This window comes from Vogesella sp. AC12 (genome assembly GCF_024437575.1).
Taxonomy (GTDB): domain Bacteria; phylum Pseudomonadota; class Gammaproteobacteria; order Burkholderiales; family Chromobacteriaceae; genus Vogesella; species Vogesella indigofera.
Genome location: NZ_JANFNU010000002.1, coordinates 404,293 through 425,463 on the forward strand (window position 1 = coordinate 404,293; position 21,171 = coordinate 425,463).

A 21,171-nucleotide genomic window follows, 5' to 3' on the forward strand; every position below is an offset into this window, starting at 1 on the left:
GACTAGTGTTTACCTTGATCGCGTTTGGTGTTAAAAAGTCCATGAACAGCAAGAGTCTCAATCGTATCCCTTTGTATAGACAGGCAAGACAGCAGATTCTGGAGCGTCTGTGCGATGGGGAGTGGCAGGTGGCGGAGTCGCTGCCCAGCGAGTGGGAGCTTGCCGAACAGCTGTCCGTCAGCCAGGGCACGGTACGCAAGGCGCTGACCGAGCTGGTGGCCGACGGGGTGCTGTACCGGCAGCAGGGCAAGGGCACTTTTGTGGCGCCCGGGGCCGATGACTGGGCCGGGATGTCGATGATCTCGCCGGGGCTGTTGTCGGAGAGTCCGGACCGTCTGCAGCGCGAGTTTCTCGGTATCGCGCGCGGCAATGCGCCGGATGATGTGTCGGCGGCGCTGGGTCTGCGCCGCGCGGCGCCGGTGTTTCGCATCCGCCTGTTGTGGCGGCTGCGCGGTCAGGCGGTGGCGCTGGACGAGGTGCTGTTGTCGGCCGAGCGTTTTCCGGCGCTGGATTCGCGCTGGCTGCGCCAGTTGCCCGGCGTGTGGGCGGTACTGCAGCAGCACTTCGGCGTCCGCCTGCGGGTGGCGACCGAACAGTGGCGGGCGGTGGTGCTGGAGCGCGACGAGGCGCAGTTGCTGGCGGCGGTGTCCGGCACGCCGGTGCTGTCGCACCTGCGGCTGGCGGTGGATGTCAACGGCGCGGCGGTGGAGTGGCGGCAGCGCTTGTGTCTGACCGACCGGCTGGCGTTGACGCTGCAGCATTTGCCGGCATGACGATGTGTCGCAAACGCGGTTCTATGTGTCGCATTTCGGATAGCCTGGTCGGCAGCGACGCGCAGATTTGGTAGAATCTTCAGATTATGTTGCACGTGCAGCATCGTGCAGCATGATCTTGATGGATCAGGGGTGGCCCCTGGCTCCTAACGGCGACGGCAGTTTTCGGGCCGCCGCTAACGTAAAAAACCACTTGGTTCATGCACATCCAAGGAAGCTATATGCAGAAGCAACGACCAAAGCACTTAGATCTGAGCAAGATCAGACTGCCCGTGCCGGGTATTGTCTCGATCCTGCACCGGATCAGCGGTGTGGCACTGTTTTTCTCCCTGCCACTCCTGATTTACCTTCTCAGCGGTTCGCTCAGTTCCGCCGACGCCTTTGACAGCTACCGTGCTGTTGTCGCCCATCCCCTGGTGAAATTGATCCTGATCGGCTTGCTGTGGGGCTTCCTGCACCACGCCGCCGCCGGCATCCGTTTCCTGCTGCTGGATATCCACAAGGGACTTGAGCTGCAAACTGCCCGCGCTACCGCGAAAATGGTTCTGGCCGTCAGCCTGAGTCTGACCGCCATCATCGGAGGCATCCTATGGTAAACCGTCAAGTTGTCGGTGCTCACTACGGCCTGAAAGACTGGATCGTCCAGCGCGCTACGGCCGTGATCATGCTGGTGTATACCGCCGCACTGATCCTGTTCCTGCTGGCGATGCCTTCCGGCTATGAAGGCTGGAAGCTGCTGTTCGGCCAGACCTGGGTAAAAGTGCTGACCCAGACCACCTTGATTGCGCTGTTCCTGCATGCATGGGTAGGCATTCGCGATCTCTGGATGGACTACATCAAACCGGTTGGCGTGCGTTTGACCATGCACACCCTGACTGCGGTTTGGCTGGTGTCCTGTTTTATTTATTCGCTTAAGGTTGTATGGGGGCTGTAATGACCATTCCCGTTCGTCGATTTGATGCAGTAATTGTTGGCGGCGGTGGCGCAGGTCTGCGTGCTGCCTTGCAACTGTCCGAGTCCGGCCTGAAAACTGCCGTACTGTCCAAAGTATTCCCGACCCGTTCGCACACCGTTGCCGCACAAGGTGGTATCTCCGCCTCGCTGGGCAATGTGCAGGAAGACCGCTGGGAATGGCACATGTTCGATACCGTGAAGGGTTCGGACTGGCTGGGTGACCAGGACGCCATCGAATTCATGTGCCGCAAGGCGCCTGAAGCCGTGATCGAGCTTGAGCACTTCGGCATGCCGTTCGACCGTCTGGAAAACGGCAAGATCTACCAGCGCCCGTTCGGCGGCCACACCCAGAATGAAGGCGAAGCGCCGGTGCAGCGTGCCTGTGCCGCGGCCGACCGTACCGGTCACGCGATGCTGCACACCCTGTACCAGCGTAACGTGCGCGCCAACACCCAGTTCTTCATCGAGTGGATGGCACTGGACCTGATCCGTGACGAAGACGGTGATGTGGTCGGTGTGACTGCTCTGGAAATGGAAACCGGCGAGGTTTACAACTTCCACGCCAAGGGCGTGCTGTTCGCCACCGGTGGTGCCGGCCGTATTTACGCCGCCTCCACCAACGCCTTCATCAACACCGGTGACGGCCTGGGCATGAGCGTGCGTGCCGGCATTCCGCTGGAAGACATGGAATTCTGGCAGTTCCACCCGACCGGCGTGGCCGGTGCCGGCGTGCTGATTACCGAAGGCGTGCGCGGCGAGGGCGGCATCCTGCTGAACAGCAATGGCGAACGCTTCATGGAGCGCTACGCGCCTAACCTGAAAGACCTGGCCCCGCGTGACTTCGTGGCCCGCTCGATGGAGCAGGAAGTGCTGGAAGGTCGTGGTTGCGGCCCGAACAAGGATCACGTGTTGCTGAAACTGGACCACCTCGGTCCGGACATCATCAAGCAGCGTCTGCCGGGCATCCGCGAGATCGCCATCAAGTTTGCCGGTGTCGACCCGATCAAGGAACCGATCCCGGTGATCCCGACCTGCCACTACATGATGGGCGGTATTCCGACCAACTACCGTGGCGAAGTGGTGATCCCGAAAGGCGACAATCCGGAAGCCCGCGTCAACGGCTTCTACGCTGCCGGCGAATGCGCGTGCGCCTCGGTGCACGGTGCCAACCGTCTGGGTACCAACTCGCTGCTCGACCTGGTGGTGTTCGGCAAGTCGGCCGGTGACAGCATGGTCGAATTCATCAAGAACGAAATGCCGACCTGGAAGCCGTTGCCAGCCAACGCCGGCCAGATCTCGCTGGATCGTATCGCGCGTCTGGACAACCAGACCGGTGGCGAAGAAGTCGCCGACGTGCGCGCCGCAATGCAGCGTACGGTACAGGCGCGTGCCGCCGTGTTCCGCAACTCGGAAAACCTGGCGCTGGGCGTGAAGGAAATCCAGGAAGTGGCCGAGCGCGTGAAGCGCACCCAGATCAAGGACAAGTCCAAGGTGTTCAACACCGCCCGCGTGGAAGCGCTGGAACTGGAAAACCTGATCGAAGTGGCCGTGGCGACCCTGATCTCGGCCGATGCGCGCAAGGAGTCCCGTGGCGCCCACGCCCACGCCGACTACCAGGAGCGCGACGACGAAGTCTGGATGAAGCACACCCTGTACTACGGTGAAGATCGTCGTCTGACCTACAAGCCGGTACACACCAAGCCGCTGTCGGTTGAGTACATCGCACCGAAAGTGCGTACCTTCTAAGCGCCGGCCGGAGACTTATATGAAAACAGCACGTTTTTCCATCTATCGCTACGATCCGGACAAGGACGCCAAGCCGTACATGCAGGATTACGAGGTCGAGCTGTCGCCGACCGACGTGAAACTGCTGGACGTGATCGTCAAGCTCAAGGCGATGGACGACACCCTGTCGTTCCGCCGCTCCTGCCGCGAGGGCATCTGCGGTTCCGATGCGATGAACATCAACGGCAAGAACGGTCTTGCCTGCGTGACCAACGTCGCCGATCTGAAACAGCCGATCGAGCTGCGTCCACTGCCGGGCCTGCCGGTCATCCGCGACCTGATCGTGGACATGACCCAGTTCTTCAAGCAGTACCACTCGATCAAGCCGTACGTGATCAACGACACGCCACCGCCAGAGCGCGAGCGTCTGCAGTCGCCGGAAGACCGCGAAGAGCTGGATGGCCTGTACGAGTGCATTCTGTGCGCTTGCTGTTCCACGTCCTGCCCGTCGTTCTGGTGGAACCCGGACAAGTTCGTCGGCCCGGCCGGCCTGCTGGCGGCGTATCGCTTCATTGCCGATACCCGCGACCTGGCGACCAACGAGCGTCTGGACAACCTGGAAGATCCGTACCGTCTGTTCCGCTGCCACACCATCATGAACTGTGTTGACGTATGTCCTAAGGGTCTGAACCCGACCAAGGCCATCGGCAAGATCAAAGACCTGATGGTCAAGCGTGCGGTATGACCGATTTTGATCCGATCGAACTGAAACGGATCCGCTGGCGCTCGCGCCGTGGCCTGCTCGAACTCGACCTGGTGCTGGAGCGTTTCCTCGCCAACGGTTTCGAGCAGCTCACCACGGCCGAGCTGTTTGCGTATCAGAAATGTCTGGATCTGGGCGATAACGACTTTCTGGACTACGTGAACGGCAAGGCGGAAGTGGACGATCCCGAGTTGGCGCACATCATCGGGATCTTGCGGGCAGCCTGAGGCCCGCAGCAGCAAACAATTATTACAACGACCACAAATTAGACTGGGAGTATTGCTGTGGAAAACAATCGTAAAGTGACGCTCACCTACAACGACGGCAAAGACACGCTGGAAATGCCGGTGCTGAAGGGTACCCTGGGACCGGACGTCGTTGATATCCGCGCCTTCTCCAAGACCGGCATGTTCACCTTTGACCCGGGTTTCCTGGCTACCGCCAGCTGCGAATCCGCCATCACCTTTATCGATGGTGATATCGGTCAGCTGTACTACCGCGGTTACCCGATCGAACAACTGGCCGAAAAGAGCGACTACCTCGAAGTCTGCTACCTGCTGCTGAACGGCGAACTGCCGACCGCGGCGCAACGTGCCGAGTTCGAACGTGGCGTGATGCGCCACAACATGCTGCACGACCAGATCATCAGCTTCTACAAGGGTTTCCGCCGCGATGCGCACCCGATGGCCGTGATGGTGGGTGTGGTCGGCGCGCTGTCCGCGTTCTATCACGATTCGCTGGACATCAATAACTCCGAACATCGCCGCATCTCCGCACACCGCCTGATCGCCAAGCTGCCGAACATCGCGGCACAGGCGTATCGCTACAACAAGGGCCTGCCGTTCTCCTATCCGAAGAACGGTCTGACCTACGCCGAGAACTTCCTGCACATGATGTTCTCCACCCCGTGCGAAGAGTACAAGGTGAATGCGGTGACCGCGCGCGCGCTGGACCGCATCTTCACCCTGCACGCCGACCACGAGCAGAACGCCTCCACCTCCACCGTGCGTCTGGCCGGCTCCTCCGGTGCCAACCCGTTCGCATGTATCGCCGCCGGTATCGCCTGCCTGTGGGGCCCGTCGCACGGCGGCGCCAACGAGGCGGTACTGAAGATGCTGGACGAAATCGGTTCCGTGGACAACGTGGCCGAATTCATGCAGGGCGTGAAAGACAAGCGCTACAAACTGATGGGCTTCGGCCACCGCGTGTACAAGAACATGGACCCGCGCGCCGCCATCATGAAGAAGACCTGCGACGAAGTGCTGACCGAACTGGGTCTGCAGAACGATCCGAAGTTCAAGCTGGCGATGGAACTGGAAAAGATCGCGCTGTCCGATCCGTACTTCATCGAGCGCAAGCTGTACCCGAACGTCGACTTCTACTCCGGCATCGTGCTGTCCGCGATCGGTATTCCGGTATCGATGTTCACGCCGATCTTCGCGCTGGCACGTACCGTGGGCTGGATCTCGCACTGGACCGAAATGATCGCCGATCCGGCGATGAAGATCGGCCGTCCGCGCCAGCTGTACACCGGTGCACCGCGTCGTGACTTCATCGACGAAGGCAACCGCTAAGCAGTAGACAAGGTTGGCCGCATGCTTGCGGCCAACCTTTTTCTGCCCGCTGGGGCAGGGCAGAGCGTTCTGTCAAAGGGAGCGGGGGTGTCAAGCGCCCACTCTCTTTGTCAAAACGGTTTTTGCAAAGCAGCAACGCAGACAAAAGGGTCGAATAATGATGCAATCCATGTACAGTCATTCCTACCTGTTTGGTGGGAATGCACCGTTCATCGAGGATCTCTACGAGCAGTACCTCGCTGATCCGACAGTCGTTTCGCAGGAATGGCGGGACTACTTCGACAAGCTTTCTACCGCGCCTGGTGCTGCCGACCGTGATGTCGCTCACCAGCCGATCCAGGAATCCTTCATCCAGCTGGCCAAGCGCCCGCCGGTAGCACAGCGCAGCAGCGCCGCTACCGACTGGGAGTCGATGCAGAAACAGGTGGCGGTGCTGAAGCTGATCTCGGCCTACCGCGTACTGGGTTCGCGCCAGGCCAACCTCGACCCGCTGAAGCGCATGGACCAGGCGACGCTGCGCGAGCTGGATCACGCCACCCACGGCCTGACCGATGCCGACATGGCAGTGCACTTCAATGTCGGCTCGCTGGTGGCGCCGCAAAAGCTGCCGCTGTCCGAGATCATTGCCCGTCTGAAGCAGACCTACTGCGGCAATATCGGCGTCGAGTACATGCACATCACCAACTCCGAAGAAAAGCACTGGGTACAGAAGCGCTTCGAGGGTGACCTGTCGACCCCGCACTACAACGCCGACAAGAAAAAGCGCATCTTCAAGCAGATCACCGCTGCCGAAACGCTGGAACGCTACCTGCACACCAAGTACGTCGGCCAGAAGCGTTTCTCGCTGGAAGGTGGCGAATCCGCCATTGCAGCGCTGGACCACCTGATCCAGAACGCTACCTCGGTGGGCGTGGAAGAGCTGATCATCGGCATGGCCCACCGTGGCCGCCTGAACGTGCTGGTCAACACCCTGGGCAAGCAGCCGCGCGACCTGTTCGCCGAGTTCGAAGGCAAGGCGGCGCAGGAGCTGGCTTCCGGCGACGTGAAGTACCACATGGGCTTCTCCTCCGACATCCCGACCGCCAACGGCCCGATGCACGTGTCGCTGGCGTTCAACCCGTCGCACCTCGAGATCGTCAACCCGGTGGTCGAGGGTTCGGTGCGCGCGCGTCAGGATCGCCGCAAGGACAGCGAGCGCAAGGCCGCGGTACCGGTGCTGATCCACGGTGACTCCGCCTTTGCCGGTCTCGGCGTCAACCAGGGCACCTTCAACCTGTCGCAAACGCGCGGTTACGGTACCGGCGGCACGCTGCACATCGTGATCAACAACCAGGTCGGCTTCACCACCTCCGATACCCGCGACATGCGTTCCACGCTGTACTGTACCGACGTGGCGAAGATGATCGAAGCGCCGATCTTCCACGTCAACGGCGACGATCCGGAAGCGGTGTGCTACGTGATGCAGGCAGCACTGGACTTCCGCATGAAGTTCAACAAGGACGTGGTCATCGACCTCGTCTGCTACCGCAAACTGGGCCACAACGAGGGCGATGACCCGTTCCTGACCCAGCCGATGATGTACAAGAAGATCGCCAAGCACGGCGGCGTGCGCGCGATGTACGCCGAGCGTCTGGTTGGCGAAGGCGTGCTGACCGCCGCCGAGGCCGACAACTTCATCCAGGCTTACCGCGATGCGCTGGACAAGGGCGAACACGTCGAACAGACCGTGCTGTCCAACTACCGCCGCGAACACGCGCTGGACTGGTCGCAGTACCAGGGCACCCACTGGGCACACCCGACCGACACCTCGCTGCCGCACGCCGATATCCAGCGTCTGGCCGAGAAGTTCACCTCGGTGCCGGAAAACTACAAGCTGCACCCGACCGTGAAGCGCGTGCAGGATGCCCGTCGCGCGATGGCTGCCGGCGAGCAGGCGATCGACTGGGGCATGGCCGAAACACTGGCTTACGCCTCGCTGGTAACCAACGGTTACGGCGTGCGCATCTCCGGTGAAGACTCCGGTCGCGGTACCTTCTCGCACCGTCATGCCGTAGTGCACGACCAGAACCGCGAGCGCTGGGACCAGGGCACCTACGTGCCGCTGCGCAACATGTCGGACAACCAGGCCGATTTCCTGGTGATCGACTCGATCCTGAACGAAGAAGCGGTCCTCGCTTACGAGTACGGCTACGCCTGCTCGGCACCGGACCAGCTGGTGATCTGGGAAGCGCAGTTCGGCGACTTCGCCAACGGCGCCCAGGTCGCGATCGACCAGTTCATCTCCTCCGGCGAAACCAAGTGGGGCCGTCTGTGTGGCCTGACCACCATCCTGCCGCACGGCTACGATGGCCAGGGTCCGGAGCACTCCTCCGCGCGTCTGGAACGCTGGCTGCAGCTGTGCGCCGAGCACAACATGCAGATCGTGATGCCGTCCGAAGCCAGCCAGATGTTCCACGTGCTGCGCCGCCAGGTACTGCGTCCGTTCCGCAAGCCGCTGGTGATCTTCCTGTCCAAGCGCCTGCTGCGCTACAAGGATGCGATGAGCCCGCTGGAAGACTTCACTTCCCACAGCTTCCGTCCGGTGATCGGCGATGCCGGCATCAGCGACGCCAAGGCAGTGAAGCGCGTGATCCTGTGTTCCGGCCAGGTCTACTACGATCTGGTCAACGGTCGCAAGGAGCGCGAGCTGGACAGCGAAGTGGCGATCATCCGCGTCGAGCAGCTGTATCCGTTCCCGACCGAACAGCTGCAGGCCGAGCTGGCACGCTTCTCCCACGTGAAGGAAATCATGTGGGTTCAGGAAGAGCCACGCAACCAGGGTGCCTGGTATCAGATCCGCCACCGTCTGGAGGCGCTGCTGGGCGCCAAGCAGACCCTGCTGTTTGCCGGTCGTCCGTCGTCGGCATCGCCGGCCGTGGGTTACATGAGCAAGCACGTTGCGCAACTGAAGGGCTTCATCGAAGAAGCCATGTCGGTTAACAAATAACACCTGTAGAACAAAGGGCGGCTGCCAGCCGCCCCAAAACGGAGAAGAACATGGCCATTATCGAAGTGAAAGTGCCGCAGTTGCCGGAATCGGTTTCCGAAGCCACCCTGATGTCCTGGCACAAGCGTGTCGGTCAGGCGGTTGCCCGTGACGAAAACCTGATCGATCTGGAGACCGACAAGGTCGTGCTGGAACTGCCGGCACCACTGGCCGGCGTGATCGTCGAAATCATCGAGCAGGATGGCGCGACCGTGGTTTCCGGTCAGCTGATCGCCCGCATCGACACCGCGGCTACCGCCGGCGATGCCGCCCCGGCCGCAGCAGCAGCTGCCCCGGCCCCGGTTGCCGCAGCACCGGTACAGGCTGCAGCGCCAGGCGGCGCGGCGATGCCGTCGGCTGCCAAGCTGGCTGCCGAAAGCGGCGTGGACCTGGCTGGCGTGGCCGGCTCCGGTCGTGACGGTCGCATCCTGAAAGAAGACGTGGCTGCTGCTGCCGCCAAGCCGGCACCTGCCGCTGCCAAGCCGGTAGCACCGCTGCCACCGGTTGCCGCCGATGCGTCCGGCCGTCCGGAGCAGCGCGTGGCGATGTCCCGCCTGCGCCAGCGCGTGGCCGAGCGCCTGCTGCAATCGCAGCAGACCAACGCGATTCTGACCACTTTCAACGAAGTGAACATGAAGCCGCTGATGGACCTGCGCGCCAAGTACAAGGACAAGTTCGAGAAAGAGCACGGCGTGAAGCTGGGCTTCATGGGCTTCTTCGTCAAGGCCGCCGTGGCCGCGCTGAAGAAATTCCCGATCGTGAACGCATCGGTTGACGGCAACGACATCATCTACCACGGCTACTTCGACATCGGCGTCGCCGTTGGCAGCCCGCGTGGTCTGGTGGTACCGGTGATCCGCAACGCCGACCAGCTGTCGCTGGCCGACATCGAGAAGCAGATCGCCGAATTCGGCAAGCGTGCGCAGGAAGGCAAGCTGACCGTGGAAGAGCTGACCGGCGGTACCTACACCATCTCCAACGGCGGTACTTTCGGCTCGATGATGTCGACCCCGATCATCAACCCGCCACAGTCCGCCATCCTCGGCATGCACGCCACCAAGGAGCGTGCGGTAGTGGAAAACGGCCAGGTAGTCGTGCGTCCGATGATGTACCTGGCGCAGTCCTACGACCACCGCATCATCGACGGCCGCGAAGCGGTGCTGTCGCTGGTGGCGATCAAGGACGCGATCGAAGATCCGGCCCGCCTGATCCTCGACCTGTAAGCCTGTCCGGGACGGCTGGTCCCGCTTTCCCGGTTGCGGCCAACCTTGAGGGGTTGGCCGCAATGAATACAAGGAACAATCATGAGTCAACAGTTTGACGTGGTGGTAATCGGCGGTGGCCCAGGCGGCTACGTCGCTGCCATCCGTGCTGCCCAGCTGGGTTTCAGCACCGCTTGCGTAGACGCCACCAAGAACCCGGAAGGCAAGCCTTCGCTGGGTGGTACCTGCCTCAACGTCGGTTGCATTCCGTCCAAGGCACTGCTGCAGTCGTCGGAAAACTTCCACGCGGTACAGCACGACTTCCAGAAGCACGGCATCAGCGTCGATGGCGCCCAGATGGACGTGGCCAAGATGCTGGCGCGCAAGAACGACATCATCACCAAGAACGCCGGCGGCATCGCCTTCCTGTTCAAGAAGAACAAGGTTGCCAACGTGCACGGTCTGGGTGGCCTCAAGGGCCGCCAGGGCGACAAGTGGCTGGTGGAAGTGACCGACAACGGTGCCGTGGTCGATACCCTGGAAGCCACCCACGTGATCGTCGCCACCGGCTCCAGCCCGCGTCAGCTGCCGGGCCTGCCGACCGACAACCAGATCGTGCTGGACAACGAAGGCGCACTGGCGCTGGCAGAAGTGCCGGCCCGCCTGGGCGTGATCGGCGCCGGTGTGATCGGCCTGGAAATGGGTTCGGTATGGAAGCGCCTCGGCGCCGACGTGACCATCCTCGAAGCGATGCCGACCTTCCTCGCCGCTGCCGATCAGCAGATCGCCAAGGAAGCGTTCAAGACGCTGACCAAGGATACCGGTCTCGACATCAAGCTGGGCGTGAAGATCGGCGAGATCGTCAAGGGCGACAAGGGCGTGACCGTCAACTACGAGCTGAACGGCGAAGCCGTGAAGGCCGAGTTCGACAAGCTGATCGTGTCCATCGGCCGCGTGCCGCACACTGCCGGTCTCGGTGCCGAAACCGTCGGCCTGCAGCTGGACGAGCGCGGTTTCGTGGTGGTCGATGACCACTGCCTCACCAACCTGCCGAACGTATGGGCGATTGGCGACGTGGTGCGTGGCCCGATGCTGGCGCACAAGGCGTCGGAAGAGGGCGTGGCGGTGGCCGAGCGTATCGCCGGTCAAAAGCCGCACGTCGATTTCGGCGTGATTCCGTGGGTGATCTACACCTCGCCGGAAATCGCCTGGGTCGGCAAGACCGAAGAGCAGCTCAAGGCCGAAGGCATCGAGTACAAGAAGGGCACCTCCGGCTTTGCCGCCAACGGTCGCGCGCTGGGTCTGGGTCAGGCACAGGGCACCGTCAAGCTCTTGGCCTGCGCCAAGACCGATCGCATCCTCGGCCTGCACATGATCGGCCCGATGGTGTCCGAGCTGGTCACCGAAGGCGTGGTGTCGATGGAGTTCAAGGCGGCCAGCGAAGACCTGGCGCGCATTGTCCACGCCCATCCAAGCCTGTCGGAAGTGGTGCACGAGGCGGCGCTGGCTGCCGACAAGCGCGCACTGCACGGCTAAGCACGCTACACGATTAAACAAGACCGCCCGCGCCGCGGGCGGTACAATCGCAGAATCACAGGCATAGCAAGGTTGGCCGCAAGGCCTGCCAACTATCCACCCGAAAGGAAACTCAATGAACCTGCACGAATACCAAGCGAAAGAGCTGCTGGCCAAATACGGCTTGCCGGTGCAAAAGGGCATTCTGGCGAACTCGCCAGAAGAAGCCGCTGCTGCTTACGACACTCTGGGCGGCAAATTTGCCGTTGTTAAGGCCCAGGTCCACGCCGGTGGCCGTGGCAAGGCCGGTGGCGTGAAAGTGGTGAAAAGCCGCGAAGAAGCCGCTGAAGTTGCCAAGAGCCTGATCGGTACCAATCTGGTGACCTACCAGACTGACGCCGCTGGCCAGCCAGTTCACAGCGTACTGGTATGCGAAGACATGTACCCGGTACAGCGCGAACTGTACCTGGGCGCCGTGGTTGACCGTGGCTCCCAGCGCGTGGTGTTCATGGTTTCCACCGAAGGCGGTGTGGAAATCGAAAAAGTAGCGGAAGAAACCCCGGAAAAGATCATCAAGGTGGAAGTGGATCCGCTGGTCGGCATGCAGCCGTTCCAGGCACGCGATTGCGCGTTCGCCCTGGGCCTGTCCGGCAAGCAGATCGGTGAATTCACCAAGCTGATGCTGGGCGCTTACGACGCGTTCGTGTCCAACGATTTCGCACTGTTCGAAGTGAACCCGCTGGCGCTGCGTGAAAACGGCGAACTGGCCTGCGTCGACGGCAAGATCAACCTCGACTCCAACGCCCTGTACCGTCACCCTGAGCTGCTGGCCCAGCGCGACAAGTCGCAGGAAAACGAGCGCGAAGTGAAAGCTTCCGAGTTCGACCTGAACTACGTGGCACTGGAAGGCAACATCGGCTGCATGGTGAACGGCGCCGGTCTGGCGATGGCCACCATGGACATCATCAAGCTGAAAGGCGGCCAGCCGGCCAACTTCCTGGACGTAGGCGGCGGCGCCACCAAAGAGCGCGTGATCGAAGCGTTCAAGCTGATCCTGGCCGATACCTCGGTCAAGGGCGTGCTGATCAACATCTTCGGCGGTATCGTTCGTTGCGACATGATCGCCGAAGCGATTATCGCTGCCGTTAAAGAAGTGAACGTGACCGTTCCTGTCGTTGTGCGCCTGGAAGGCAACAACGCTGAACTGGGCGCCAAGATTCTGGACGACTCCGGCCTGAAGCTGGTATCCGCCCAGGGCCTGAACGACGCAGCCGAGAAGATCGTTGCTGCCGTTGCCGCGCTTTAATCACCTGCACCGCATAAGGATTTCAAAATGAGCGTATTGGTAAACAAAGATACGAAAGTGCTGGTGCAAGGCTTCACCGGCAAGAACGGTACTTTCCACGCCGAACAGGCGCTGAAAGTCGGCACCAAGGTTGTCGGTGGCGTGACCCCGGGCAAGGGCGGTTCCGAGCACCTGGGCCTGCCGGTGTTCAACACCATGAAGGACGCCGTACGCCAGACCCAGGCTGATGCCTCGGTTATCTACGTACCGGCAGCTTTCGCCAAGGACTCCATCCTGGAAGCCATCGATTCCGGCGTGAAGCTGATCGTGTGCATCACCGAAGGCGTGCCGACCCTGGACATGCTGTACGTGAAGAAAGCCGTCGACGAAGCCGGCATCCGCCTGATCGGCCCTAACTGCCCAGGTATCATCACCCCGGGCGAGTGCAAGATCGGCATCATGCCGTGGCACATCCACAACCCGGGCCGCATCGGTATCGTGTCCCGTTCCGGCACCCTGACCTACGAAGCCGTGGCACAAACCACCGCGCTGGGTCTGGGCCAGTCGACCTGCATCGGTATCGGCGGCGACCCGATCCCGGGCACTTCGCACATCGACGCGCTGAAACTGTTCCAGGACGATCCGGATACCGACGCTATCGTGATGATCGGTGAAATCGGCGGCTCCGCAGAAGAAGAAGCGGCCGAATTCGCCAAGCAGTACGTGACCAAGCCGGTTGTTGGTTACATCGCCGGTGTGACTGCCCCGAAAGGCAAGCGCATGGGCCACGCTGGCGCCATCATCTCCGGCGGCAAGGGTACTGCCGAAGAGAAGTTCAAGGCTTTCGAGCAGGCAGGCATCGCCTACACTCGCAGCCCGGCCGAAATCGGCAAGACCATGTTCGAACTGCTGAAAAGCAAGGGCATGATCTAAGTCGCAAGACTGCCTGATCCAAGCACAACGCCACCGTTCGCGGTGGCGTTTTTCATGGCGCGGCGGCGATGGTGCCGCGCGGGCGTGTTAGGGCTGCAAGGTTGGCCGCATTGCTTGCGGCCAAGCTGGTGCTGCGGTGCGCTGCTCAGTGCCCCGGCAACAGGATTTCGCGGGTCAGCGTGATCCAGGCGCGGGCGGCGTGCGACAGATAGCTGTCCTTCTTCCAGATCAGGCCGATGTGCCACATGATGCGCTCCTCGTCGACCGGCACCACGTCGAAGCGGTGCGGCTCCAGGTGACTGGCGACCACTTCCGGCAGCAGCGCAATGCCGAGCCGCGCCTCCACCATCGCGGCGATGAAGTCCCAGTGCGCACTGCGCCCGGCGATGTGCACGCTCTTGCCGAGCAGGCGGAAGGCGTCGGTGATGCGCGCGCTGAGCGAGAAGTCCTCCGGATAGAACACCAGCGGCCGGTCGGCGATGTCGAGCAGGGTGACGCTGTCCATGCCGTGCCACGGGCTGCCGGTGGGCGCGATCAGGCACAACCGGTCGCGTACCAGGCTCAGGCTTTCGAACACGGTGTTGTCCACCGGCAGCACCGCGGCGCCGATTTCCAGCAGGCCGTTGCGCACGCTGCTTTCGATGGCGCGGGCGCCGTCTTCCACCATCTTCAGCTCGACATTGGGATAGCGGTCGCGGAAGGCGCCAACCACCGGCGCGAAAAAGGCACCGCCGGTCATCGGCGGCAGGCCGACCACCAGCTCGCCGCGCGCCAGCTCCGCCAGTTCCGCCAGCTGGCTGTTGAGGCGCAGCTGTGCCGCCAGCACGTCCTGGCCGCGCTGGTAGACCACGCGGCCGGCGTCGGTGAGGTGGAAGCTCTTGCCTTCGCGGATCAGCAGCGGGCTGCCGATCTCGTCCTCCAGCTGTTTCACCATCTTGCTGATGGTGGGCTGGGTGACAAACAGCGCCTCGGCGGCGCGGGTAAAGTTCTGCTGGCGCACCAGCTCGGTAAAGTAACGCAGCGCCTTGATGTCCATCTTGACTATGCCTTAATGGAATTGATTTGATAATTTTAATTCATTTCCAGAATGAACGGCGGCTACCTATACTGCAATCACTCTCTGTGTTGTGTTGTGGCTCGTAACGACAACCCAGCGCTGGCATCCAGGCTGCAGAACGGATTCTCCTCCCGACTCGCGCCGCCAGTGACAGGTTGTGATCGGTGGTAGCGATACCGCTGAAAGGCATCAGCCGAGTGCTGAATCAGAATTGACTGATGCCTCGTACATCCGGGGATTGTGTACGAGGTTTATTCCTTGGATTCCCCTTACGAGCATGTTAGGCCGGCTACTTAGCCGGCTATTTTTTTGCCCGCCGTTGGTTGATTCTATATTGGAATGATTTTGATAATTTTAATTCATTTCCGGAATGTCTAGGGCCTGCTTATACTGCAATCACTCTCTGTGTTGTGTTGTGGCTCGTAACGACAACCGACGCTGGCTCCAGGCTGCAGAACGGATTCTCCTCCCGACTCGCGCCGCCAGTGACAGGTTGTGATCAGTGGTAGTGATACCGCTGAAAGGCATCAGCCGAGTGCTGAATCAGAATTGACTGATGCCTCGTACATCCGGGGATTGTGTACGAGGTTTATTCCTTGGATTCCCTTTACGAGCGTTGTTAGGCCGGCTTCTTAGCCGGCTATTTTTTTGCCTGTCGCCGGCGGATGGCAGACGCACGGCTCGCCACTGGAGGCGTCTTCCAGCGTTTTCAGGATGCCGCAATCGGCCAGCGTGTGCGGGCTGTGGCAGCGCCCGCGCAAGGCCAGCAACTGCTGCTCCAGCTGCTGCAGCGTCTCGATCTGGCTGTGCACGCGGCGGATCTGGTCGTCGATCAGCGCATTGACGCGGTCGCAGGGCTCCGGTGCCGGATGCTGGTGGTAGTCGGCCAGCTGGCGGATGTCGGCCAGCGACATGCCCAGCGAACGGCAGTGGCGGATGAAGTTGAGCTGCTCTACATGGCCCGGCTCGTAGCGGCGATAACCGCTGGCGCTGCGCGCCGGTGCCGGCAGCAGTCCCTCGCGCTCGTAGTAGCGGATGGTTTCCACCTCGCAGCCAGTCTGTCTGGCCAATTCCCCGATTTGCATCAGCTTGCTCCCGCGATCATCAATTCGTGCTTGACCCTATAGTAGCTACAGGGTGTGCAATACACGAATGAAATCTGCGGGAGCCCGCCATGTCCTCTTGTTGCAAGCACCAGCCCGCCGCCGGCGCAGGCGCATCCTGCGCCACGCCGGAACACCACGGCCATGACCACAGCGGCCACGATCATGCCGCCCACACCGAGACCCCGCCGCCGGCCAACACCGCCGGCGAGCGTCTGCAGCTGGCGATTCCGGCGATGGATTGCCCCACCGAGGGCCAGCTGATCGCCAAGGTGCTGCGCCCGCTGGCCGGCGTCAACGACCTGTCCTTCAACTACATCGAGCGAACGGTGACGCTGCACCACGACGGCGTGGTCGAGACCGAGGTGCTGGTGGCACTGTCGGCGATCGGCATGCCCGCCACGCTGCACGCGAGTGCCGCCCCCGCCGCCGTCGCTACGCACGGGCAAGCCGGCTGGCAGCTGTGGCTGGCCGGCGCCCTGGCGGCACTGGCCGAGGCGCTGGCCTTCGCTGGCGCCGGCGATGCCAGCGTGCCGGTGGTGGCCTGCGCCGTGCCGGCCATGCTGCTGGCCGGACGCAGCACCGCGCGCAAGGGCTGGTTCGCGCTGAAGACGGCGACGCTGAACATCTATTTCCTGATGAGCCTGGCGGTGCTCGGCGCGATGCTGCTCGGGCAGTGGCCGGAAGCGGCGATGGTGCTGTTCCTGTTCGCGCTGTCGGAAAAACTGGAGGCACGGGCGCTGGCGCGCGCCGGCGACGCGGTGAAGGCGCTGATGGCGCTGCGCCCGGAAACCGCCTGGCTGCAGCACGGTGACAGCTGGCAGGAGGTGGCGGTGGCAACGGTCAAGGTTGGCCGCATCGTGCGCGTGCGCCCCGGCGAGCGGGTGCCGCTGGACGGCGAGATCAGCGCCGGCCACAGCCAGTTCAACGAGGCGCCGATCACCGGCGAGAGCCTGCCGCTGGACAAGGGACCGGGCGACGCGGTGTTCGCCGGCGCCATCAACGGCGGCGCGCTGGTGCAGCTGCGCGTCACCGCGCCGGCCGACGGCAGCGTGCTGGCGCGCATCATCCGCAGCGTGCGCGAGGCGCAGGCCGGCAAGGCGCCGACGCAGCGCTTCATCGACCGCTTCGCCGCGCGCTACACGCCGCTGGTAGTGGTGCTGGCCGTGCTGCTGGCAGTGGCGCTGCCGATGCTGGGGCTGCTGGGCTGGCAGGCGGCGCTGTACAAGGCACTGGTGCTGCTGGTGATCGCCTGCCCCTGCGCGCTGGTGATCGCCACCCCGGTGACGCTGGTGTCGGCACTGGCCGCCGCCGCGCGCCACGGCATGCTGATCAAGGGCGGCGCCGCGCTGGAAGCCGCCGCGCGCATCCGCACCGTGGCACTGGACAAGACCGGCACCCTCACCAGCGGCACGGTGGCGGTGACGCGCGTCGAGCTGCTGGCCGACGGCCACGACGAGGCGACGGTGCTGGCGCTGGCGGCGGCGCTGGAGCAGCACTCCACCCATCCGCTGGCGCGCGCGGTGTGCCGGCGCGCGGCTGCGGCCAACGTTGCCGCCGCCGCGCTGCACGGCGCGGTGACGGAGCTGCCGGGGCTGGGCATGCTGGGTAGTGCCGGCGGCCGGCAACTGGCGCTGGGCAATCGCCGGCTGGCGCTGGCGCAGGGTGTGGCGGCGGCGCAACTGGACGCGCTGCTGGCGCCGCTGGAAGCGCAGGGCGAGGGCTATCTGCTGTTGCTGGCCGATGGTGCGCTGCTGGGGCTGCTGCACGTCAACGACACGCTGCGGCCGCAGGCAGAACCCACCATTGCCGCCTTGCAGGCGCAGGGGCTGCGCGTGCTGATGCTGTCCGGTGACCAGCCGGCGGTGGTGCGCCGCGTCGCCGCCGCGCTGCGTCTGGACGAGGCGCACGGCGGCCTGTTGCCGGACGACAAGCTGCAAAGGTTGGCCGCAGCGCAGCGCGAGGGCGCGGTGGCGATGGTCGGCGATGGCGTCAACGATGCGCCGGCGCTGGCGCAGGCGGATCTCGGCATCGCGATGGGCGCGGCCGGATCGGATACCGCGCTGGAGACGGCACAGGTGGCGCTGATGGACGACCGCCTCGACAAGCTGCCGCTGCTGTTCGCCCACGCGCGGCGCAGCATGGCGGTGCTGCGCGCCAATATCGTGATCGCGCTGGTGATCAAGCTGCTGTTCTTCGTGCTGGCGCTGGCCGGGGTCGCCACGCTGTGGATGGCGGTGTTCGCCGATGTCGGCGCCAGCCTGCTGGTGATCGGCAACGGCCTGCGCCTGGCGCGGGCACGGCTGGGCGATGAACAGGGAAAGGAGACAACATGATGCGCTGGCTGGAGTGTCGTATCCCGCCGCCGCTGGTCGGGCTTGCGTGTGCCGCGCTGATGGCGGCGCTGACGTGGTGGCGTGGTGGCTGGCCGCCGCCGGCGGCGGAGTCGTGGCCGCTCTGGCTGCTGCTGGCGCTGGCCGTGTTGCTGGAAGGCAGTGCGGTGCTGGCTTTCGTGCGCCAGCACACCACCGTCAATCCGCTAACGCCGCAAAACAGCTCGACGCTGGTGGTCAGCGGTTTCTATCGTGTCAGCCGCAATCCGATGTATCTGGGCATGCTGTGCCTGTTGCTGGCCTGGGCGTGGTGGCTGCAGCAGTGGCCGGCGCTGCTGGGGCCGCTGCTGTTCGTGCTGTGGCTGAACCGTTTCCAGATCGCGCCGGAGGAGCGGGCGCTGGCGGCGCGTTTCGGCGAGGATTATGCCGCCTATTGCCGCCGCGTCAGGCGCTGGTGCTGAGCAGCAGCCCGCTGGGCAGTGGCTCGTCGGCGCGGTAGGCGCGTTGCAGCCGGGCCTGTTGCGCACTGCCAGCGCTGGCGGATTCGCTTGCCCGCAGTTGCTGCTCGGCCTGCTGCGCCATGCGGGCGGCCTGCTGTGCGACGGCGAGATCCTGCGCCGAGGGTTGCGCCGGTGCCAGTGCCGCGTTGCGGATGGTGCGCGCCTTGTCCAGTGTCTGCTGTGGCGTGCGGCCGGGGCTGACCTCGATGCTGACTTCGCCACCGACGGCGTAGCGCTGGCCGTCCGGCCCGGTCTGGTACTGGTAGCTGGCGCCGCCGCGCGCCAGCCCGCCACTGGCGGCCAGATGTGCCTGCTCGTGGCGGCGGACCTCGTCGTCACGCTGTTGCAGCCGGCTGAGTTGCTGCTGTTCGGCACGGCTTAGCGGCTCGCCGGCGCGGTTGCGGCCAACGTTGGCCGCAACGGTCGCCGCCTGGCGCTGGCAGGCCGGGCACGGGCAACCCGCCGCATGGCGGGAGAGGCTGCTTGCCGCGTAAAGGGTGCCGGAGCCGGAGATGTCCATGAGCGCTGCCCGCCAGACGGATACCGGCTTGCAGTATAGAAAATAGCCCGGCGACATGCCGGGCTGTTGTCATGGAAATGGCTGCCGGATCAATGGCTTGCCGTGCGCGGCGGTTTACGCAACCTTGTCGGCGCTGCGCTCGCCGGTCTGCAGCCGCCACAGCGCGGCGTAGCTGCCGTCCTGCGCCAGCAGCGTGTCGTGGGTGCCGGACTCGATCAGGCGGCCGTGCTCCATCACGTGGATGCAGTGCGCGTGGCGCACGGTGGACAGGCGATGCGCGATCACCACCGTGGTGCGGCCGCGCGACACCACGTCCAGCGAGCGCTGGATGGCGGCTTCGGTCTCGTTGTCCACCGCGCTGGTGGCCTCGTCGAGGATCAGGATCTTCGGGTCTTTCAGGATCGCGCGCGCCAGCGCCAGCCGCTGGCGCTGGCCGCCGGACAGCTTCTGGCCGCGTTCGCCAATCGGGGTGTCGTAGCCCAGCGGCAGGCGCGCGATGAACTCGTGCGCCTCGGCGGCGCGCGCGGCGGCAACGATGGCGTCGCGGCCAACTTCGGGCATGCCGTAGGCGATGTTCTGCGCCACGCTGCCGTCTGTCAGGAACACGTCCTGGCTGACATAGCCGATGGCGCGGCGCAGGTCGGTCAGCGCCAGTTGGCGGATGTCCTGGCCGTCGAGGCGGATCTCGCCGTGCTGCGCGTCGTAGAAGCGCAGCAGCAGCTTGACCAGCGTGCTCTTGCCGGAGCCGGTGGCGCCGACAAAGGCCACCGTGCGCCCCGGCGGGATGGTCAGCGAGATGTCGTGCAGCACGGTGAGATCGCCATAGCCGAACGACAGGTGGCTGAAGCTGAGCTGGCCGCTGACGCTGTCGTGCGGCAGCGCACGGCCGTGGTAGTCGATGGACAGCGGCGCCTGCAGGATGTCCAGCACGCGGTCGATGGCGGTCATCGAGCGCTGGTACAGGTCGGCGATGTCGGCGAGGCCGGTCAGCGGCCACAGCAGGCGCTGGGTCAGGAACACCAGCACCGAATAGCTGCCGACGCCGATGGCGCCGGTGAGCGCCAGGTGGCCGCCGTACACCAGCGTCACCACGAAGCCGGACAGGATGGCCATGCGGATCACCGGGATGATGGCCGACGACAGGCGGATGGCGGCGGCGTTGGTGGCGCGGTAGTGCTCGCTGGCATCACGGATGTGCGCCGCCTCGAACGCCTCGGCGGTGAACGCCTTGATGGTGGCGACGCCGAGCAGGTTGTTGTTCAGCCGGCCGCTGATCACCGCCGCCGCCTCGCGCACTGCGGCGTAGCGCGGCGCGATGCGCTTCTGGAACCAGAAGGTGCCGTACAGGATCAGCGGGATCGGCGCCAGCGCGATCACCGCCAGCGTCGGCGCCAGATAGAAGAACACCGCGCTGACCATCACCGTCGAGCACAGCACCTGGATGATGCTGTTGGCGCCGCCGTTGAGGAAGCGTTCCAGCTGGTTGATGTCGTCGTTGAGCACCGACATCAGCTTGCCGGTGCTCTTGTCCTCGAAGTAGGACAGCGGCAGCTTCTGCATGTGCTGGTAGGCGTCCAGCCGCAGGTCGTGCTGCAGGTTCTGCGCCAGATTGCGCCAGCGCAGCTGGTACAGGTATTCGAACAGCGATTCGCCACCCCAGATCAGCACCGTCAGCAAGCCCAGCCACAGCAGCTGCGTGAAGGCATCGGTCACCCCCAGCGCCGCCAGGAAGGACGCGTCGCGGTTGACCACCACGTCCACCGCCACGCCGATCAGCACCTCGGGCAGGATGTCGAAGAACTTGTTGACCACGGAAAAGCAGCTGGCCAGGTAGACGTCACGGCGATATCGCCGCGCGTACTGGAACAATCGGGACAGGGATGACATGATGGCGACAGCACAAACAAGA

Annotated in this window: 18 protein-coding genes; 14 read left to right on the forward strand and 4 right to left on the reverse strand. The window is 63.7% G+C overall.

Annotated elements, in window-relative coordinates:
• The first annotated feature begins 41 nt into the window (after positions 1-41).
• The 12 genes from NOM55_RS05800 to sucD all read left to right on the forward strand — a co-directional run bounded on the left by NOM55_RS05800 (position 42) and on the right by sucD (position 13,749).
• On the forward strand, positions 42-773 hold the full coding sequence (locus tag NOM55_RS05800) for a GntR family transcriptional regulator (RefSeq protein WP_255907847.1): 732 nt from the start codon (positions 42-44) through the stop codon (positions 771-773).
• 221 nt (positions 774-994) lie between these two features.
• Entirely contained in the window at positions 995-1,369 is a 375-nt protein-coding gene (sdhC, locus tag NOM55_RS05805) for a succinate dehydrogenase, cytochrome b556 subunit (RefSeq protein WP_047966892.1), read from the forward strand.
• A complete protein-coding gene (sdhD, locus tag NOM55_RS05810; protein ID WP_047966807.1) occupies positions 1,363-1,707 on the forward strand; it encodes a succinate dehydrogenase, hydrophobic membrane anchor protein in 345 nt (114 codons plus the stop codon). The genes sdhC and sdhD overlap by 7 nt, the downstream gene beginning before the upstream one ends.
• Positions 1,707-3,473 carry a succinate dehydrogenase flavoprotein subunit gene (gene sdhA / locus NOM55_RS05815; protein WP_255907848.1) on the forward strand — a complete coding sequence of 589 codons (1,767 nt, stop codon included), beginning with the start codon at positions 1,707-1,709 and terminating at the stop codon, positions 3,471-3,473. The genes sdhD and sdhA overlap by 1 nt, the downstream gene beginning before the upstream one ends.
• A gap of 19 nt (positions 3,474-3,492) precedes the next feature.
• Positions 3,493-4,197, forward strand: coding sequence for a succinate dehydrogenase iron-sulfur subunit (locus NOM55_RS05820; RefSeq protein ID WP_047966805.1), 705 nt, complete (start codon positions 3,493-3,495; stop codon positions 4,195-4,197).
• Positions 4,194-4,442, forward strand: a complete 249-nt coding sequence (locus NOM55_RS05825; RefSeq protein WP_047966804.1) for a succinate dehydrogenase assembly factor 2 — start codon at positions 4,194-4,196, stop codon at positions 4,440-4,442. Before NOM55_RS05820 ends, NOM55_RS05825 begins: the two co-directional genes overlap by 4 nt.
• A 57-nt stretch (positions 4,443-4,499) precedes the next feature.
• Positions 4,500-5,789: a citrate synthase gene (gene gltA, locus NOM55_RS05830; RefSeq protein ID WP_047966803.1), complete on the forward strand. Its 1,290-nt coding sequence runs from the start codon at positions 4,500-4,502 to the stop codon at positions 5,787-5,789.
• Between the two features lie 157 nt (positions 5,790-5,946).
• Complete coding sequence (locus NOM55_RS05835) at positions 5,947-8,775, forward strand: 2-oxoglutarate dehydrogenase E1 component (protein WP_120810577.1); 2,829 nt, start codon at positions 5,947-5,949, stop codon at positions 8,773-8,775.
• A 50-nt stretch (positions 8,776-8,825) separates the two neighbouring features.
• A complete protein-coding gene (gene odhB / locus NOM55_RS05840; RefSeq protein ID WP_120810578.1) occupies positions 8,826-10,037 on the forward strand; it encodes a 2-oxoglutarate dehydrogenase complex dihydrolipoyllysine-residue succinyltransferase in 1,212 nt (403 codons plus the stop codon).
• Between the two features lie 81 nt (positions 10,038-10,118).
• Entirely contained in the window at positions 10,119-11,552 is a 1,434-nt protein-coding gene (gene lpdA / locus NOM55_RS05845; RefSeq protein ID WP_255907849.1) for a dihydrolipoyl dehydrogenase, read from the forward strand.
• 115 nt (positions 11,553-11,667) lie between these two features.
• A complete protein-coding gene (gene sucC / locus NOM55_RS05850; RefSeq protein ID WP_047966799.1) occupies positions 11,668-12,837 on the forward strand; it encodes an ADP-forming succinate--CoA ligase subunit beta in 1,170 nt (389 codons plus the stop codon).
• Positions 12,838-12,864: 27 nt separating this feature from the next.
• Entirely contained in the window at positions 12,865-13,749 is an 885-nt protein-coding gene (sucD, locus tag NOM55_RS05855; RefSeq protein ID WP_047966798.1) for a succinate--CoA ligase subunit alpha, read from the forward strand.
• A gap of 145 nt (positions 13,750-13,894) precedes the next feature.
• Here sucD and NOM55_RS05860 read toward each other — a convergent pair whose 3' ends face one another.
• Both NOM55_RS05860 and cadR read right to left on the reverse strand, forming a co-directional pair.
• Positions 13,895-14,785: a LysR family transcriptional regulator gene (locus NOM55_RS05860; protein WP_120810580.1), complete on the reverse strand. Its 891-nt coding sequence runs from the start codon at positions 14,783-14,785 to the stop codon at positions 13,895-13,897.
• 653 nt (positions 14,786-15,438) lie between these two features.
• The gene (cadR, locus tag NOM55_RS05865; protein ID WP_120810581.1) at positions 15,439-15,891 is read right to left on the reverse strand and encodes a Cd(II)/Pb(II)-responsive transcriptional regulator; all 453 of its coding nucleotides are present in this window, start codon (positions 15,889-15,891) and stop codon (positions 15,439-15,441) included.
• Positions 15,892-15,980: 89 nt separating this feature from the next.
• Between cadR and NOM55_RS05870 the strand changes: the two genes are divergently transcribed.
• Together NOM55_RS05870 and NOM55_RS05875 are read left to right on the forward strand one after the other, a co-directional pair.
• Positions 15,981-18,245 carry a cation-translocating P-type ATPase gene (locus NOM55_RS05870; protein WP_255907850.1) on the forward strand — a complete coding sequence of 755 codons (2,265 nt, stop codon included), beginning with the start codon at positions 15,981-15,983 and terminating at the stop codon, positions 18,243-18,245.
• Positions 18,242-18,703 (forward strand): isoprenylcysteine carboxylmethyltransferase family protein, encoded by a 462-nt coding sequence (locus NOM55_RS05875; protein ID WP_255907851.1) that lies wholly within the window; start codon positions 18,242-18,244, stop codon positions 18,701-18,703. Before NOM55_RS05870 ends, NOM55_RS05875 begins: the two co-directional genes overlap by 4 nt.
• On the opposite strand, the gene NOM55_RS05880 is transcribed toward NOM55_RS05875, so the two are convergent.
• Together NOM55_RS05880 and NOM55_RS05885 are read right to left on the reverse strand one after the other, a co-directional pair.
• Positions 18,687-19,262, reverse strand: coding sequence for a putative metalloprotease CJM1_0395 family protein (locus NOM55_RS05880; RefSeq protein ID WP_255907852.1), 576 nt, complete (start codon positions 19,260-19,262; stop codon positions 18,687-18,689). The genes NOM55_RS05875 and NOM55_RS05880 overlap by 17 nt on opposite strands.
• A gap of 114 nt (positions 19,263-19,376) precedes the next feature.
• Complete coding sequence (locus NOM55_RS05885) at positions 19,377-21,149, reverse strand: ABC transporter ATP-binding protein (RefSeq protein WP_255907853.1); 1,773 nt, start codon at positions 21,147-21,149, stop codon at positions 19,377-19,379.
• Between the last annotated feature and the right edge of the window lie 22 nt (positions 21,150-21,171).